We start from the raw sequence: 16,002 nt of genomic DNA, 5'->3' as shown, positions 1-16,002 counted from the left end.
AATTACTGTTACATTAATCTAATTCAAAATTTTCAGGTATAAAGCATGACTGCAACTACGCCGAAGGCAACGTCAGCAATTCCCAGTTTTTGCGAAGGAATCCAGTATTTCTCCGAGAGTGTGCCTGGTTTTGAGACTTACGGGAAAGCACCTGCGATCGCCGAGGGAAACAAGTCGATCGCCGATCCTGCCGATCCTGCAGCCGTCTTTCAAACGATGCTGGGAGCAGACGCCCTGCGTTACCTGACACTGCAAGTCACCGCCAGCAAGGCATCGGGACATCCAGGGGGTTTTGCTAGCCAAGCTGAGGCTTATGCCGCTTTGGTGATGCTCGGACACAAGAACATTGTCACCGAAGTCGGCCATCACGCGCCCGGATTTTACAGTGCCATGTTTCTCGATCGATCTTTGGAGGATATGGGAATTGTTAACGTGCAGCAAGTGCGCGATAAATTCCGAGAAAAAGACGGTTTGTTAGGACATCTTTCCGGTTTCATTCCCGGCCTTTTAGCGCCGGCCGGGCCCCTCGGACAAGGGCAGCATTTCGCAATGGCAGGAGCGCTTTTGCACCGCGAAAAACTGTTTGCTTTCACAATGGGCGACGGCGGCATGGGCGAACCCTATCCGATGAGCAGCATGGCGCATTTTCACACTGCTTATCCGAGCGTTACTAACTTTTTGCCTGTGTTGGTTTGGAACGGATATTCTCAGGAACATCACAGCATGGTTTCGACTAAAACTAATGCTGAAATGATTGCTTATTGGCAAGGAAACGGTTTTGAAGAAGTTATCTTAGTTGATGCTAAGGAATTTGACGATCAAAATCAAACGGAAGATTATGTTGACAGCACTGCTTTTTCGCTCGAACAGCGCATGGCATTTACCAAAGCTGTTTTACAAGGAGTTGACAAAGCGGCAAAATCTGCTCTCGGCGGCAAATTAACTGTATTTATCATCAAACAGTTGAAAGGTGCCGGTGTCCACGCGCGCGGCGCAAAATCTCACAACCTTTATCCGAAAGATACGCTGGATGCTCCGCACATTATCAGTGCTTTAAAAGAGCGCGCTTTGACTGTGGAAGCTTGGCAGTTGGTGCGGACAAATGCTGAACGCGCCGGCGGCGGGCCGGCGGCGAAAACAGTTGTTACTGAGTTTACATTGCCGCTGGCAGATTTAGGCGAATTGCCTTTAGAAGAATTTGCAGTTGGGGGAGAATCGAAGATTTCGACAACAGCAATGGGGGTTTTGGTAGGGAAAGTTGGCGAGCGCGATCGTACTTTTCTTGTCACTAATGCTGACGGCAATGAAGCATCGGCAATTGCCAATATCAACCAAGCTCTCAAAATTATTCACCCGACGACAGATGACCTGTACAATCAATCGCCAAACGGTCAAGTTTACGAACCTTTGAGCGAAGATGCTTGCGCGGGTTTAGCCGTAGGTTTGTCGCTATTCGGAGCGCGGAGTTTGTGGTGTTCCTACGAATCTTTTGCCATCAACGGTTTACCAATTTGGCAAACTGTAACCCAAGCAATGGCAGAATTGCGCCGTCCAACTCCGGCAACAGTCACCTTATTTACAGCGGGTGCATTGGAACAAGGCCGCAACGGTTGGACGCACCAACGCCCGGAAATTGAGGCTTATTTTGCGGCGATGATGCGGAACGGAAATGTGTTTCCTTTGTTTCCACCGGATGCTAACAGCATTCAAGCTTGTTACGAGTGGGCTTTGACTGCTAAGAATAAGGGAGTTGTGATTACAGCGAGCAAGTCGCCGCTGCCAATTCGCACCACATTTGAACAGACTCGCCAAGGTTTGCAAGACGGTGCAATAGTGCTGCACGAAGTCGATTCTCCTCAAGCTGCCCACAATCAAGGAGAGAGCAAGAAAGTTGTGTTTGCTGTTGTCGGCGACATGACTTTAATACCAGTGTTTGAAGCGGCGGCATTTTTGGAAACAGAAGGCATTGGAGTGCGGATTGTTTCTATTATCAATCCCCGGCGTTTGTACCGCCCAACAGACGTTGCTTGGGATACTTGTTCGGAAGCTGACGGCGGCTTTTTGAGCGATGAGAAATTTGCCGAAATGTTTGGCGGAGATGCTTTGATTGGCGTGACAGGCGGTGCTTCTGGGATGCTGGAACCTGTGATGCTACGCAGCAATTGCCAGCGGGATACTTTCGCTTGGAAGCGGGGGGAAACTACTGCTAGTGCTGGTCAATTAATGGCGTTTAACGGGTTGACTGCTGAGGCGTTGACTAAAAGGGCGATCGAGCTAGTTCATTAAGTTAGAATGTGAGTGAATGCCCCTGCCTGGTTTGTGCTAGGTAGGGGCTAGCAATATTTAAAATAGGATGGTGATACCTGTGACTGCAAAAATTTTAGAAGAAATAGGTACGCTTGCAGAACAGCGATTGATTCTCCCCGCTTATTATACTTGGGAGCAATTTGAGGATCTCGACTCTTTGATGGCAGACTCTCCTGGTTTGCGGATAACTTATCTTGATGGGTGGATCGAGTTTATGACAGTGGGCGAAGCACATGAAAGCTTTAAAAAAGCGATCGCTATATTACTGGAAGCATACTTTTTTGAACTTGGAATTGAATTCTTTCCTGTAGGGAGTGCAACTCGCAGAGACCGGGCAAGAAATGTATCATTTGAACCAGACGAGTCTTATTATATAGGTTCAAGAAAAGAGCATCCCGATTTAGCCGTCGAAGTAACCATTACTAGCGGTAGCACAAATAAACTAGCTAAGTATCTGCGACTTCGCATTCCTGAAGTTTGGTTTTGGGAAAATAATCGGCTTGCTGTCTATCGGCTGCGCGAGGATGATTACGAGCAAGTTTCAAGAAGTGAGTTTTTGCCGGAGTTGGATTTAGCATTGTTGGTACGCTGCGTTTTAATGCCTTCAATAATTGAGGCAAGGACAGAGTTTCTTAATGGGGTTAGGCAAGTGGGTTGAATGCTGAGGAGTTGGTAAAAAGTGCGATCGTCTACGAGGGCTTCGCTAACGGCTTGATTGGTTAAGCTAAAATGTGACAGACAACCATTCGCTCTCACAAACAACCTTTGCGCGATCGGCTCCAACGATTAGTTAGACTTGTAAGTATAAAGTTACTAAGCTCAGAAGTATGAAAATTTATAGCTTTGATACGATTCTAGAGCTAGTCACAGAAATGTCTGATGAGGAGCAAATAGCTTTAATCGATTTGATTAAGCGACGACGCACAGAAAAAGGGAGAGATGAGATTGCTCTCAATATCGCTCGTAGCAATGAGTAATACCTATACGAACCTTCTGCTACCAGAAAATCATCCTTTTTCTTGCTTGGATATCTGGATTATAGCGCAGGGAAGACACGGGCAATGCCCCTACCGTGGAACTGGCGGCTGCAAAACTTCAGCCTCCTTTGCTATTTCCGTTTCCTCCAAAACCTCCTCTAAAACCGGAGGAGGAATCGGCACTTCTTCAACTACCTGATGCTTTTCCAAAGTCAAGCGAGACTGCGACGAACCCGACAATCTTTTCAACAATTTCGGTGTCGGATCGTACAGCAAATAAATAATTCGATCGCCCGCTTGCCAAATCTGGGTCGCCGACACTACTTGCAAGTACCCCTGCCTTTCCAGCAGCAGCGGTGCCAACTCCCCGGCTTGAACCAAAGCTTGCAAGTGAGCAATCTGAAACTGCAATCCCTCACTTTTTAACTCAGTTTCCCCCAATTTTACTTCGCCGTCGCTCAGATATTCGTTCCAATCCTTCAGCGACAAATCCGAGACAAAAGCTTGATTGATTTTATTCTGATTTGCAGGCGTATTTGCTTGCGGATCTTTGGGGAATATTGCCAAAACCCTCGGCGGTGCAAACTCTTCGGCCGCTCGCTGAGCTAACACTAAGTTTACCTCGCCGTTGTTAGTCATTGCCAAAAAAGTTCCCATCGATTCCAGTCCGGCTTCTTCTAACACGCTGTGGTCGAGAGCACTGCTCAAAAACACCCGCAAACCCTCTCGTTCTGCTTGTGCACAAGCTTCCGGGTTGGTGTCGATAATTGCCACCGATTCTCCGCGTTCTTGAAACAAGCGAGCAATTAATCTGCTCAAAGGATTTGACCCCACAATTGCTGCACCGGTTACAGATTTTGAGGTGATGCCCAAAAGTTGAGCCATCCGTCCGGCCGTCAGCCCCTGCACGAAAACTGTCATAATAATTGTTAGGAAAACTAAGGCTTTAATCGAGTCGCCGCCGTTGATTCCCCGCTGGGTGAGCAAAATTGCAAATAAAGATGCGATCGACGCTGAGACAATTCCCCTCGGCGCTACCCAACAAATAAATAATTTCTGCCGCCAATTCAGTCCGCTGTTCCAAGTACAAAGCCAAACGTTGATCGGCCGCACTACCCACATTAAAGCTAAAACTGTAAACAAACTTCCCCAACCGAGGGCGACCACACTAGCGAGGGATAAATCGGCCGCTAGCAGCACGAACAGCACAGAAATAGCAAGGACTGTAAGTTGACCTTTAAACCTCCTCAGCAGCCTTTCTTCCGGGATAGCAGCGGCTTTGAGGACGATGCCGGAGAGGACTGTTGCCATCAGTCCCGATTCGCTGCGGATTTCTTCTGCTAAGCCGAAAAATCCCCACAAACCCGCTAAAACGACTAAGTTTTTGAGGTCTTCTGAGAGAAATTGCGATCGCTTGAGAATGAATCCCAGCAGCCAACCGCCTGCAACTCCGACGACTGCGCCAACGAAGAGCCGCACGATTAAATCTCGGAACAAAACCAGCAAATCAGGATTGCCGTTTAAAATAATATTCAGTACCAATACTGCCAGAATTGCTCCGACAGGATCGATTAAAACGCCTTCAGCTTCTAGCAAAGCGGCGACTTGTTTGTCAACGGATACTTGTTTGAGCAAAGGGCCGATTACTGTCGGGCCGGTGACAACTACTAGAGAAGCATACAGAAATGCGATCGGCCAGGGAAATTCTCCCAACCAGTGTGCGGCCATTCCGCCACCAATTAGCGTAATTAAAGTGCCTACCGTAACTAAATTGCGGATGCTGCCGGAAACTTTGCCCAAATCTCGCAATTCCAAATTCAAGCCGCCTTCAAACAGAATTAACGCTACGCAAAGCGATACCATAACTTCCAAACCGCTGCCCAGCAGATTGGGGTGCAGCACTCCCAAGCCGTCTGGGCCGGCTAAAATGCCGAACAGCAGCAAAAATACGATCGCCGGAACTTTCAGATAAGCGGCCAGAACTTGAGCGCTGATACCACAGGTGACGGTCATGACCATCAACAGGGTGATGTTAAAGGGGATTTCCATAGATATAATTGTTACAGGCTGCCCGCTGGGTTTTAAATGTTCGATCGCGGGTAATTTGAGTGCAGGCGCTATATTCGGCGCAGCTTACAAACTCGGCACGGCCTTGGATTTTTGCGAATAAGATTAAAAAACCTTGATATTGGCTACAACTTTATCAGATAATTCTCTTAGCGTCAAAGATTGGAGCCGCCCCTTCAGAAGGTAGAAGCTAGAAGGCTCAAAGGTGAAGACTTTTAGGCTGAAGAGTAAAATCTCAATTACCAATTACAAATTATCAATCTGTACCTCACGCAAAAGAGATTCGTTTGTATTGAGGACTTGATTTCTCAAAGTTTTTATGAGGAATCAAGTCCTCAATACAAACCTTACAAGAGTTATTTTACCGGACATATAGCAGTCCTAAATCTGTCGCAAAATCGAGCGAGATCGGAATCCTTGTAGTGCGAGCATCTTGCTCGCGTACTATTTTTCAAATCATTTAGGATTGCTATAATATTACTTCCCGTCACGGCTGGCATTCTGCCACCTGCGAAAAAACTCCGAGAGAATTGCCGGCGAAATTTGCCCTTCCAGCCAATCTAAAGACTGGTTTTGCTGGGGTGCGGCTCGATAAAATTTGCACGCATCTATCAGCCGAATCGGAGAATTAGTGACAGTAGATTGAGAGCGCCACTTTTGTGCAAACTCGGCAATAATAGCCGGAGAAATTTGTTTTTGCAGCCAATCTAAAGCTTGGTCTTGTTCTGCTAAACCTCGATAAAATTTGCCCACATCTATCAATCGCAAATTAGCGTCTTGAGGTAAGGCAGTTGCCCGCCATTTTTGAGCAAATTCCCCTAAAACAGAGGTAGAAACTTGACTTTGCAGCCAAATTAAGGCAATATCCTGGGTAGCGCTAGCTTGATAAGACGAGAATACCTGAGTCAGCCGCGGGGCGGGTGTGGGAGTGGGAGTCGGAGCGGGAGTCGGCTGCGGGGCGGGTGTCGGCGCTGGAGGGGGGACAACTACTTTGGGAGATTTTCGCATCAAAGCGGCCCAGGTTTTGATGCCTGCAATGCCATCTGCATTGAGACGTTGAGATTTCTGAAACGAGATGAGCGCCGCTGTGGTGGTAGCCCCAAATTTACCATCCATCGCGCCTTGATAGAAACCTTTAATTCTTAATTCCCTCTGGATGTCTGCAACTTTATAACTTACGGCGCCTTCTCGGACGCTTTCAAAAATATTGGTGTCTACATTGCCCGATACGCCGGACACGCTGCCGGTGTCGCTGTACTGCCAAAAAGTCCAAGTTTTCCAGCCGCCGGGCACCCAAGGTTCCTCAGCACTGGTATAGTGAGCAATCCACAGCGGGTAATCGGCAAACCGTTTTGTCCCCAGGTTGTCCCAGAAACCCGGGTAAGTGTAGATAATCGGCCGCATCAAGGTGGCTTTTTCGACGGCTTCTAACCAAATTGCGGCTCGATCGCACAATTGAGTCACAGTCAAACCGCCTGTAGTTTCTAAATCCAAGACTGCCGGCAAATCCCCCGCTTCGAGTTTTACAGTTTTCAAGAATAAATCTATTTGTCCTTGAACGCTGCTTGCAGGTTGAAAAAAGTGGTAAGCACCGCGTTGAATCCCCGCCGCTTTCATAGCTGCCCAATTGCGGGCAAAAGTTTGGGACACTAAAGTTGCACCCTCCGTCGATTTGACAAAAGCGAAGACTGTGCCTCCCTGGGCAACTGCTTGCCAATTGACATTGGGCTGGTAGTCGGAAACATCGATACCGCGAATACTCATATTACCGAGAGTTGAGAAAAGCTGGTTTTGTCTGAAGCTGCGACTAGATTAAGGGTACATTAAATTGTAATGCTAAGTCGCTAAGTGTTTTGTTTCAGGGAAGATTGTGCAAATGAACTTCGATCGAATAGAGCCCGGCCCCGGTCAAGAGTCTGTTTGGGATTACCCGCGTCCCCCTCGCCTTGAGGAATTGACCAAACACGTACAGATAATTTTTAATGGAGTGACGATCGCCGACACGCGCCACCCTCAGCGGGTATTGGAGACAAGCCACCCTCCTGCCTACTATATCTCTCCTGAAGATATCCAAATGGAATATTTGCACAAAACTTTACGGGGTTCTTGGTGCGAGTGGAAGGGACAAGCCAGTTATTACACTGTGGCGGTGGGAGAAAAGGAAGTAGTAAATGCTGCTTGGTTTTATCCCAATCCCACCCAAGTCTTTGAGGCTATTAAAGATTATGTAGCTTTTTATCCGAGCAAGATGGATGCCTGTTATGTGGACGGGGAATTAGTGCAATCTCAACCAGGGGATTTTTACGGCGGCTGGATTACCAAAGATATTGTCGGCCCGTTTAAGGGAGGGCCAGGAACTTGGGGGTGGTGAGGGAATGTGGAGTTTTGAGTTTTGAGTTGATAACAGGGGCAGAAACCACGTTTTTTTTTACGCCAAGCCTTGTTACAGCTTCGATCGGTTTAAAAACCTGGTTGCTTGAGTTTGTGTCTGCCGTGAATGAGTTGAGGACTTGCCCAGAAACCTGTTTTTTTTACTACGCAAAAAGCCTACTATCAAAATATGAGTAATAATTCAATAAATCTATAATTGAGTGAAGATGAATCAATGCAGTGCAGCAGGCGCTGCAGAAGCTAACGCAGCAGGTTATCCCTTGAAATAAACAGTGTCGTCAAGAATACAGTCACTGCTAATAAATAAATGTTAGTATAAGTTTATACCTGACACTAGCTTTATTGCTTCTTTATTATTTATTCGGATCAGCGCTGTGTCTGTTGAATTTATCCCGCCATCTAACTCGCCAGAAAAACCACCTGAAAATTTATCTTTAGAGTCTACTCTTAAGGATCTAGCTGTATTCAATTTTCAGGTTGACTCCTCATATCTTGCCAAAGAAGTAGCCCGGTTTTTTCAAGCTCACCCGCTGCTTCCGGGAGTTATATTGACCGTAAATGGCGAATTTTTAGGGATGATATCGCGTCGGCGATTTATGGAACGCATGAGCCGCCCTTACGGAGTAGATATATTTGCTTGCAGACCGATTATAGCCTTGTATCAAATAGCTCAAACCGATATTTTAATTTTACCAGGAGTAGCCTTAATTGTCCTGGCAGCTCAGCGAGCCGTGCAGCGACCGCCGGAACTGCTTTACGAGCCAATTGTTGTGCAGTTAGAACCTCAAGTTTACCGATTGTTAGACGTGCATCAACTGTGGGTAGCTTTATCCCAAATTCACCAACAAGCTACTTGGTTTATGAGCGAACTTTATTACAACTTAGCGCTCACGAAATGCGAGCTAGAAGCAGCTAATTCTCAATTAAAAGCAGCTAATTCGGAATTGTATCGCCTTGCCAACTTAGATGGCTTAACTCAGGTTGCCAACCGCCACTGTTTTAACGAATACTTAGAGAAAAAATGGCAAGAATTGGGAGAAGCAGCAGCAGAAATATCTTTAATTTTATGCGATGTTGACTTTTTTAAGAAATACAACGATACTTACGGACATCAGGCGGGAGATGCTTGCTTGCAGCAGGTAGCCCAAGCTATTTTGGAAGCCGTAAATTACTCAACAGGCGAAGTTTCGGGCGAGACTCTGGTAGCCCGTTACGGAGGCGAAGAATTTGCAGTGATTTTGCCTCGGACTTCGCCTGAAATAGCTGTCTGGATTGCAGAGAAAATTCGAGTGTGGATCAAAGAACTAGAAATCGAACACGTTAATTCGGAGGCGTGTTCTCTCGTGACGCTGAGTTTGGGGGTAGCGAGTACGTTTCCTCGATCGTCCGCAGCACAAAAAAACTTGATTGCAGCGGCAGACCGCGCGCTTTATCAAGCTAAAGACCGAGGGCGCGATCGAGTGATTTTAGATTTTAGATTTTAGATGGGAAAATCGTTTCCATCACAGATTATCTGGCAAGTCGCCGATCGACCTCCCGATGCTAGCCAGCAATTTCTCCAAAGCTTTCATCTGCTTGACGGTGAACGTGGGTACGTTCTTCCCCAACTCCCAACGGCTGATTGTTTGCGACGAAACGCCAAGCTCTCGCGCCAAATCTTCCTGACTCATCTCCAGTTCTTCCCTGAGCTTCTTCAAATGCGACTCTTCATCTTCAGGTCGCGGAACGGGCTTTTTCGGCATATCCTCGATCGCACATTTTTTATATAAGATGCTTAAGCATCTTGACTAAACAATAAATTGATTAGACAATATGTTTAATAGCCAGTCCAGAACCGTGGAAAGTACAAGGACTGGCTCTAAAACCCCTTTGGAAAGGAGCATGAATCGATTATGCCTTACAAACAGCGTCTGAATTCCTGGATTATTGTTCGCCTGCTTCCCAATGTACAAAGAAGCGTTGTGGGTCGGTTTCGCAGTTGGTCGGATGCAGACGGTCAGATCCGCATTTTGCGGCAGTTACTGCCGGAGGCTCGCCTAATAGTCGTGTTCGATCCGGGCGATCGCTCGTAAATTAGTTTTGAGTTTGGAAGCGATCGCGCAACGGTACGGCCCATACCTGGAAAGGCGCGATCGCTCCTTTCCAGCAATCTTTGCGATAAAATGTGGAAAAGTATTTAGCTGTGACGCATTTTTAAGCTATGGATCTCGCTGGTACTCTTGCAGAAATTATTAGTTTGAGCGTTAATGACAGAATTCGCTTAGTACAAGCGATATGGGACAGCATAAGCGCCGATCCCGAACATCTTGAATTAACTGAATCTCAAAGGATAGAGCTATCTCGCCGCCTGCTAGACCACGAAACAAACCCCAGTGCCGTTATTTCTTGGCAAGAAGTAAAAGCTAGAACAATGGCGAGGTTGCAACAGTGAGCCTTTCTATTGTGCTCTATTGTGCTTTGAAATTCGATCGCGGTATGGTGCGTCGCTATGGGCTCAATGCTTTCTTGGCGAGAACTTTCGGGGCGACGCACCCTACGTTAACTTTGAAATTCGATCGCGGTAGGGTGCGTCGCTATGGGCTCAATGCTTTCTTGGCGAGAATTTTCGGGGCGACGCACCCTACGTTAACTAAAGAGTTTGGACGCGATCGAGTTATTCTAGATACCTAAGCATCTTACTCCCTTCGCAATAGAAGACTATCTACTTCTTGTTGATTCTTCCTGATTCTTGCTTCGTGTCCTTCGCGTCTTCGCGGTTCAATCATACTAATTATTAGGGCGCGAAAAAAGTAATTAAACAACAAAGCGATCGCGCAGTGAAAGCTAAAACAATGGCTAGGTTACAACAGTTAGCCTTTCTACACAGTCTCGCACCAAGCACGTTCTGCCGTCCAGTGTCTGTCGGAAGATTCATAAATCCTCAACCCATCCAACCCGGCATTTTGCATCATCTCCTCAACTTCACCCAACGTAAAAGCCGCTTGCAGCGAATCGCTGAATAACTGTTTCTGATGCGCGTTGCAATCTCCCGCATACAGCTTGACTAAATTATCCCTGATTTCCGCTTTTTCCGGCCGCAGTAAATCCCGCAAAAAAATTGCTCCCTGCGGTTTCAACACCCGCTTGACTTCCTGCAAAAACGGCAGCGGATCGGGCAAATGGTGGATAATGCTGTTGGAAATCACCATGTCAAAATAGTTGTCAGGGTAAGGCATTGCCTTAGCATCAATTAATTCGAGACTGATTTGCGATCGCACGCCGGCCTTTTCCACATTTTGGGCCCCGACTTTTAGCATATTTGCCGACAAATCGATGCAAGTCAATTTCCATGCTGGCCGGAGTTGAGAAAGGGCGATCGGAATTCTCGCCGTACCCGTCCCCGCATCCAAAACGTTTCCAAAAACCGGCCCCAACGCCGCAGCACTCTGAGCAAAAGCAGCATTAACCTCAGTAAAGTCCATCGAATCGTATTCGATCGCCTCTTCCAAGGAATCCATCACTTCCGGTTCCAAAACTCGCTGCATAAAATTTATGTCGTTATCTGGCATTTCCATATAGGGGTTCAGTTTCGCCTGCAAAAGCTCGACTAACTCCGGTTCCATATATTGGTAATTGTCCGGGATTTGCAGGCAAATAACTTTCTTGCCTTCGAGACTTTCGGGAAATTTGCTGCGAAGTCGATCGCCGTGCTTCTTCTCCATCACAAATATCAAATCAGCCCAACCGACCAGACCCTCAGTGACTCTAATTCTTGCACCTTTTTCCGTTCCAGCCGAGCGCACGCTGTAGCCGCTAACTTTCTCGCATATTCTCTCGGCAGTCAAACTTCTCCACTTATTCTGACTGCACACAAACAATATCTTGATTTTATCCATCAGACGCAAGTACAAAATTCTATGTTAATTGTGGCACGGGCGTCCCGCCTGTGCTTCCGAAGCGGTTAAAAAGCTCGATCGAATTTCCCCCCATCGCACCTTACATACCACAAATCATGTATTTTGTCAAATCAAGCAAAATCTCTGTTACAATTCTTAAACCACAAAATGCGGATTTTGCATAAACTATTGTACTTATTACATTTGCGAGTTCGTTAATTTTACGATTTTAAAGGCTTTCAGCGTTAAAAAGTCAAATTAGTCATAATGCCCCTGGATTGTGAAAATCGTACCACAAGCCTCAAAGCAAGTAAATAGGTAAAATAATTGAGAATGAAGTCAATAATTTTGGTCGTCTTTAGATTTTCTTAAGATTTCAGCGGTCAAAATAGATCGAACATTTAAAACTAAATCGACTTTTAGATTGTTTTTGCTTATAAAACAAGCTGGAGTTGCCCCGAAGACCGATCGACCCTCAAAAATAGATACAGATGCTCGATCGCGCAATGGCATCAAACCAAACTCGATCGAACTCTGCTAGAATTAGTAAAACGAAGTCGTTATGAGTTTGACTAAATAGCTATGACCGAACAAACCGTAGAAAACTTAGTGATTATCGGCTCAGGCCCAGCAGGCTACACAGCAGCCATCTACGCCGGGAGGGCAAACCTGAAACCCGTAGTGTTTGAAGGCTACCAAGCGGGAGGCGTCCCCGGCGGTCAACTGATGACCACCACAGAAGTAGAAAACTTCCCCGGTTTCCCCGAAGGCATCACCGGGCCGGAGCTCATGGATCGGATGAAAGCTCAATCAGTGCGCTGGGGTGCCGAATTATACACAGAAGATGTAATTTCGGTAGACTTGAGCCAGCGGCCGTTTACAGTGCGATCGGAAGACCGAGAAATCAAAACCCACACGATAGTAATCGCTACAGGCGCGACGGCGAAAAGGCTGGGGCTGCCTAGCGAACACGTATTTTGGAGTCACGGCATTTCTGCCTGTGCGATTTGCGACGGCGCTACCCCTATTTTTAAAGGAGTAGATTTAGCTGTCATCGGCGCGGGCGACACCGCAGCGGAAGAATCTATTTATTTGACAAAATACGGCTCTCACGTACATATGCTGGTGCGGCGCGGCCAAATGCGCGCCAGCAAAGCCATGCAAGACCGAGTGCTGAGCAATCCCAAAATAACCGTGCACTGGAACACCGAAGCAGTGGATGTCTTGGGCGAACCGGGCGCAAAAATGGACGGGGTGAGAATTAGAAATATCGAGACGGGTGCCGAAAGCGATTTGCTGGTGAAAGGATTGTTTTACGCGATCGGTCACACTCCCAACACTCAACTGTTCCAAGGTCAGCTAGACCTCGACGAAGTAGGCTATATCGCCACCAAACACGGTTCGGTAGAAACCAGCGTCGAGGGAGTTTACGCCGTCGGCGACGTGCAAGACCACGAGTTTCGCCAAGCCGTCACTGCGGCCGGCAGCGGCTGCATGGGGGCGATGCTGGCAGAACGTTGGCTGTCACTCAACGATTTAACGCAAGAATTCCATCAAACCGAGGAATCCGAGCAACCCGCAGCAGCGCCGGAAGCTCAAAAAGTTCGCAAAACCAGCGAGAACTTTGATATCACAGACACGCGCCACGAAGGAGGTTATGCTCTGCGGAAGTTGTTCCACGATAGCGATCGGCTGATTGTGGTCAAATATTCCGCTCCGACTTGCGGCCCTTGTCACAGCCTCAAGCCGATTTTGAGCAAAGTAGTAGATGAGTTCGAGGGCAAAATCCACTACGTGGAAATCGACATTGAAGAAGATCCAGACATTGCTGAAAATGCTGGCGTGATTGGTACGCCGACGATTCAGTATTTCAAAGACAAAGATTTGGTAGCTGAGCTCAAAGGAGTTAAGCCGAAAAGCCAGTACCGCGAGTTAATTGCCAGTAATTTGTAGAAAGGCAAATTAGCGAAGACTTTTTAACCGCAGATGTCAGCGGATGAACACAGATAAACGCAGATAAGATTACATCTGCGTGTATCTGCGTTTATCTGCGGTTAAAAAGTCTTCCTATGGTTTTCGGTAAATATTGATATGCTGATGAAAACAAATCTGACGCACCAACTATCAATTATGGCTCAAAGCCGCCTCCGACTGCCGCGATTTCTCAACAGTGCCTCACCGTCAAGCCTGTCAATGAAAATGATGTGGGCAGGTTTGACAATAACTGCCGTGTTTGTATTGGTAGCCACCTTGTCTCCAGCTATGCAAGCTTGGGGATGGCTGCAAAATCCTACCGAGGCTTTGATTAACCCCATCCACGAACCGCCGTCGGCGAATTATTGGTTCGGTACTAGCCGCAGCGGCTACGATGTGTTTTCCCGCACGCTGTTTGCTTCTCGGGCGGCTTGGCAAGTGGTAATTTTAGCCACTGCTTTGAGTTTGTTTATCGGTGTGCCGCTGGGTTTGGTTAGCGGTTATTTGGGCGGCAAGCTCGATCGAGTGCTGTTATTTTTAATGGATACAATTTATACTTTGCCGGGGCTGCTGCTTTCTCTGACGCTAGCGTTTGTAGTGGGAAAAGGAGTTTTGAATGCTGCGATCGCCCTGAGCATTTCCTACATCCCTCAATACTACCGCGTCGTCAGGAATCACACCGCCAGCGTCAAAACCGAATTATTTGTCGAAGCCGCGCGAGCAATGGGTGCTGACACTTGGACAGTGCTTTCGCGCTACCTGTTTCTGAATGTGATTCAGAGCGTACCGGTGCTGTTTGCGCTCAACGCTGCCGATGCAATTTTAACATTAGGAGGTTTAGGATTTCTCGGATTAGGACTTCCCGAAGCAACTCCCGAATGGGGACACGACTTGCGTTTAGCTTTAGATGCGCTACCTACCGGCATTTGGTGGACGGCTTTGTTTCCCGGTTTGGCGATGACTTTAATGGTGGTGGGACTGTCTTTGGTGGGGGAAGGATTAAACGAATTTGTTAACCCTCGGCTGCGGAATCAGCAGTAATTTGTCTCGCGGTTAAATTAAGTTCGCAGTCAGGACTTTAGTTTTTTATTCTTCTCTTTTCTTCCTTCGCGCACTTCGCGTCTTCGCGGTTCGTTAAAGGATAAATTAGGATGGAAAAAACCGAGATTATAATTGAGGAGGTGAAATGATGAAAAATATTCCCCGTATAGAATATCTAAAAGTCCAAAATTACCGTGCTTTGCACAATCTAGAACTCAAAAATCTCACCCCCTTAACTGTCTTCTTAGGCCCCAACGGTAGCGGAAAGTCAACTATTTTCGATGTTTTCGCTTTCCTATCCGAATGTTTCACCGAAAGCCTAAGAAAAGCCTGGGATAGACGGGGCAGATTTCGAGAATTACGTACCAGAGACACTGAAGGCTGCATTATCATTGAATTAAAATATCGAGAGACATCCGCATCGCCTTTAATTACCTATCATCTCGCTATAGATGAAGAAAATAATCGTCCCTTCATTGCTGAAGAATGGTTGCAGTGGCGACGCGGAAAATCTGGACAACCCTTTCGCTTTTTAAACTTCAAAAAAGGGGAAGGACAAGTCATTAGTGGCGAAAGTCCTGATGAAGAAGGTGAAAGGATAACCGAAAAACTAGAATCATCTGAATTTTTAGCAGTAAATACATTAGGACAATTTGCCAAACATCCCCGTGTTAGTGCTTTAAGACGTTTTATTACAGGCTGGTATTTATCATATTTAACCGCAGATCATACCCGCAGCCTTACCGAAGCAGGCGCACAGGAAAGATTGTCCCCTACTGGTGACAATTTACCCAATGTTATCCAATACCTCAAGGAACAACATCCCCAACGTTTAGGAGACATATTAAAAACCCTTTCCTATCGTATTCCACGCCTCGAAAAAGTCGAAGCATCTATCATGCAGGATGGCAGACTTTTGTTGGAGATTAAAGATGCTCCTTTTTCTCATCCTATTCTGGCAAAATTTGCCTCCGATGGTACGTTAAAGCTCTTAGCTTATTTGATAGTATTATTTGACCCAAATCCCCCGCAATTAGTGGGGATAGAAGAACCAGAAAATCATTTACACCCGCGATTATTACCTCAGCTTGCAGAAGAATGTCGTTCTGCTTCTGCGAATACTCAATTAATGGTGACAACGCATTCTCCCTTTTTTGTGGATAGTTTGAAGCCAGAGGAATTATGGGTATTATATCGAGATGAGAAAGGTTTTACTCAAGCAAAAAGAACCGCAGATATGCAGGGAGTCAAAGAATTTATGGAACACGGTGCATTACTGGGTTCGCTGTGGATGGAAGATTTCTTTGATGTGGGAAATCCGCTTAAAAATGCGGGTGCACCGCAATTATTTTAAACTTAAAATAAAGAGA

15 protein-coding genes are annotated in these 16,002 nt (G+C 46.6%); 11 read left to right on the top strand and 4 right to left on the bottom strand.

What is annotated here, in order from left to right; all coding sequences use genetic code 11:
- Positions 1 to 45 precede the first annotated feature (45 nt).
- From QUA56_RS06990 to QUA56_RS06980, 3 genes are all read left to right on the top strand, one after another.
- Entirely contained in the window at positions 46 to 2,286 is a 2,241-nt protein-coding gene (locus QUA56_RS06990; RefSeq protein ID WP_333354980.1) for a phosphoketolase, read from the top strand.
- Positions 2,287 to 2,365: 79 nt separating this feature from the next.
- Positions 2,366 to 2,965, top strand: a complete 600-nt coding sequence (locus QUA56_RS06985) for a Uma2 family endonuclease (protein ID WP_333354976.1) — start codon at positions 2,366 to 2,368, stop codon at positions 2,963 to 2,965.
- Between the two features lie 169 nt (positions 2,966 to 3,134).
- The gene (locus QUA56_RS06980; RefSeq protein ID WP_333354973.1) at positions 3,135 to 3,284 is read left to right on the top strand and encodes a hypothetical protein; all 150 of its coding nucleotides are present in this window, start codon (positions 3,135 to 3,137) and stop codon (positions 3,282 to 3,284) included.
- A gap of 90 nt (positions 3,285 to 3,374) precedes the next feature.
- On the opposite strand, the gene QUA56_RS06975 is transcribed toward QUA56_RS06980, so the two are convergent.
- Positions 3,375 to 5,333 (bottom strand): cation:proton antiporter domain-containing protein, encoded by a 1,959-nt coding sequence (locus tag QUA56_RS06975; RefSeq protein WP_333354970.1) that lies wholly within the window; start codon positions 5,331 to 5,333, stop codon positions 3,375 to 3,377.
- Positions 5,334 to 5,828: 495 nt separating this feature from the next.
- Positions 5,829 to 7,115 (bottom strand): GH25 family lysozyme, encoded by a 1,287-nt coding sequence (locus QUA56_RS06970; RefSeq protein ID WP_333354966.1) that lies wholly within the window; start codon positions 7,113 to 7,115, stop codon positions 5,829 to 5,831.
- Positions 7,116 to 7,227: 112 nt separating this feature from the next.
- Here QUA56_RS06970 and QUA56_RS06965 point away from each other — a divergent pair, with 112 nt between their 5' ends.
- On the top strand, positions 7,228 to 7,722 hold the full coding sequence (locus tag QUA56_RS06965) for a DUF427 domain-containing protein (protein ID WP_333354963.1): 495 nt from the start codon (positions 7,228 to 7,230) through the stop codon (positions 7,720 to 7,722).
- Between the two features lie 394 nt (positions 7,723 to 8,116).
- Entirely contained in the window at positions 8,117 to 9,226 is a 1,110-nt protein-coding gene (locus QUA56_RS06960) for a diguanylate cyclase (protein ID WP_333354960.1), read from the top strand.
- A gap of 18 nt (positions 9,227 to 9,244) precedes the next feature.
- On the opposite strand, the gene QUA56_RS06955 is transcribed toward QUA56_RS06960, so the two are convergent.
- Positions 9,245 to 9,484, bottom strand: a complete 240-nt coding sequence (locus QUA56_RS06955) for a helix-turn-helix transcriptional regulator (RefSeq protein WP_172186452.1) — start codon at positions 9,482 to 9,484, stop codon at positions 9,245 to 9,247.
- Between the two features lie 150 nt (positions 9,485 to 9,634).
- Between QUA56_RS06955 and QUA56_RS06950 the strand changes: the two genes are divergently transcribed.
- The 3 genes from QUA56_RS06950 to QUA56_RS06940 all read left to right on the top strand — a co-directional run bounded on the left by QUA56_RS06950 (position 9,635) and on the right by QUA56_RS06940 (position 10,412).
- Positions 9,635 to 9,814: a hypothetical protein gene (locus tag QUA56_RS06950; protein ID WP_333354957.1), complete on the top strand. Its 180-nt coding sequence runs from the start codon at positions 9,635 to 9,637 to the stop codon at positions 9,812 to 9,814.
- Positions 9,815 to 9,942: 128 nt separating this feature from the next.
- On the top strand, positions 9,943 to 10,173 hold the full coding sequence (locus QUA56_RS06945; protein ID WP_333354954.1) for an addiction module protein: 231 nt from the start codon (positions 9,943 to 9,945) through the stop codon (positions 10,171 to 10,173).
- Positions 10,170 to 10,412, top strand: a complete 243-nt coding sequence (locus QUA56_RS06940; RefSeq protein WP_333354951.1) for a hypothetical protein — start codon at positions 10,170 to 10,172, stop codon at positions 10,410 to 10,412. Before QUA56_RS06945 ends, QUA56_RS06940 begins: the two co-directional genes overlap by 4 nt.
- Before the next feature lie 188 nt (positions 10,413 to 10,600).
- Here the strand turns inward: QUA56_RS06940 and QUA56_RS06935 are convergent, their stop codons facing one another.
- Positions 10,601 to 11,617 carry a methyltransferase domain-containing protein gene (locus QUA56_RS06935; RefSeq protein WP_333354949.1) on the bottom strand — a complete coding sequence of 339 codons (1,017 nt, stop codon included), beginning with the start codon at positions 11,615 to 11,617 and terminating at the stop codon, positions 10,601 to 10,603.
- Positions 11,618 to 12,199: 582 nt separating this feature from the next.
- Here QUA56_RS06935 and trxB point away from each other — a divergent pair.
- The 3 genes from trxB to QUA56_RS06920 all read left to right on the top strand — a co-directional run bounded on the left by trxB (position 12,200) and on the right by QUA56_RS06920 (position 15,986).
- The gene (gene trxB / locus QUA56_RS06930; protein ID WP_333354946.1) at positions 12,200 to 13,570 is read left to right on the top strand and encodes a thioredoxin-disulfide reductase; all 1,371 of its coding nucleotides are present in this window, start codon (positions 12,200 to 12,202) and stop codon (positions 13,568 to 13,570) included.
- A 177-nt stretch (positions 13,571 to 13,747) separates the two neighbouring features.
- Positions 13,748 to 14,632: an ABC transporter permease gene (locus QUA56_RS06925; RefSeq protein ID WP_333355259.1), complete on the top strand. Its 885-nt coding sequence runs from the start codon at positions 13,748 to 13,750 to the stop codon at positions 14,630 to 14,632.
- A gap of 145 nt (positions 14,633 to 14,777) precedes the next feature.
- On the top strand, positions 14,778 to 15,986 hold the full coding sequence (locus QUA56_RS06920; protein WP_333354943.1) for an AAA family ATPase: 1,209 nt from the start codon (positions 14,778 to 14,780) through the stop codon (positions 15,984 to 15,986).
- The last annotated feature ends 16 nt before the right edge of the window (positions 15,987 to 16,002 follow it).

The organism is Microcoleus sp. N3A4 (assembly GCF_036701805.1).
Classification (GTDB): domain Bacteria; phylum Cyanobacteriota; class Cyanobacteriia; order Cyanobacteriales; family Microcoleaceae; genus Microcoleus.
The sequence above is the reverse complement of the archived record's forward strand: the minus strand, read 5'-3'. Positions and strand labels throughout refer to the sequence as shown.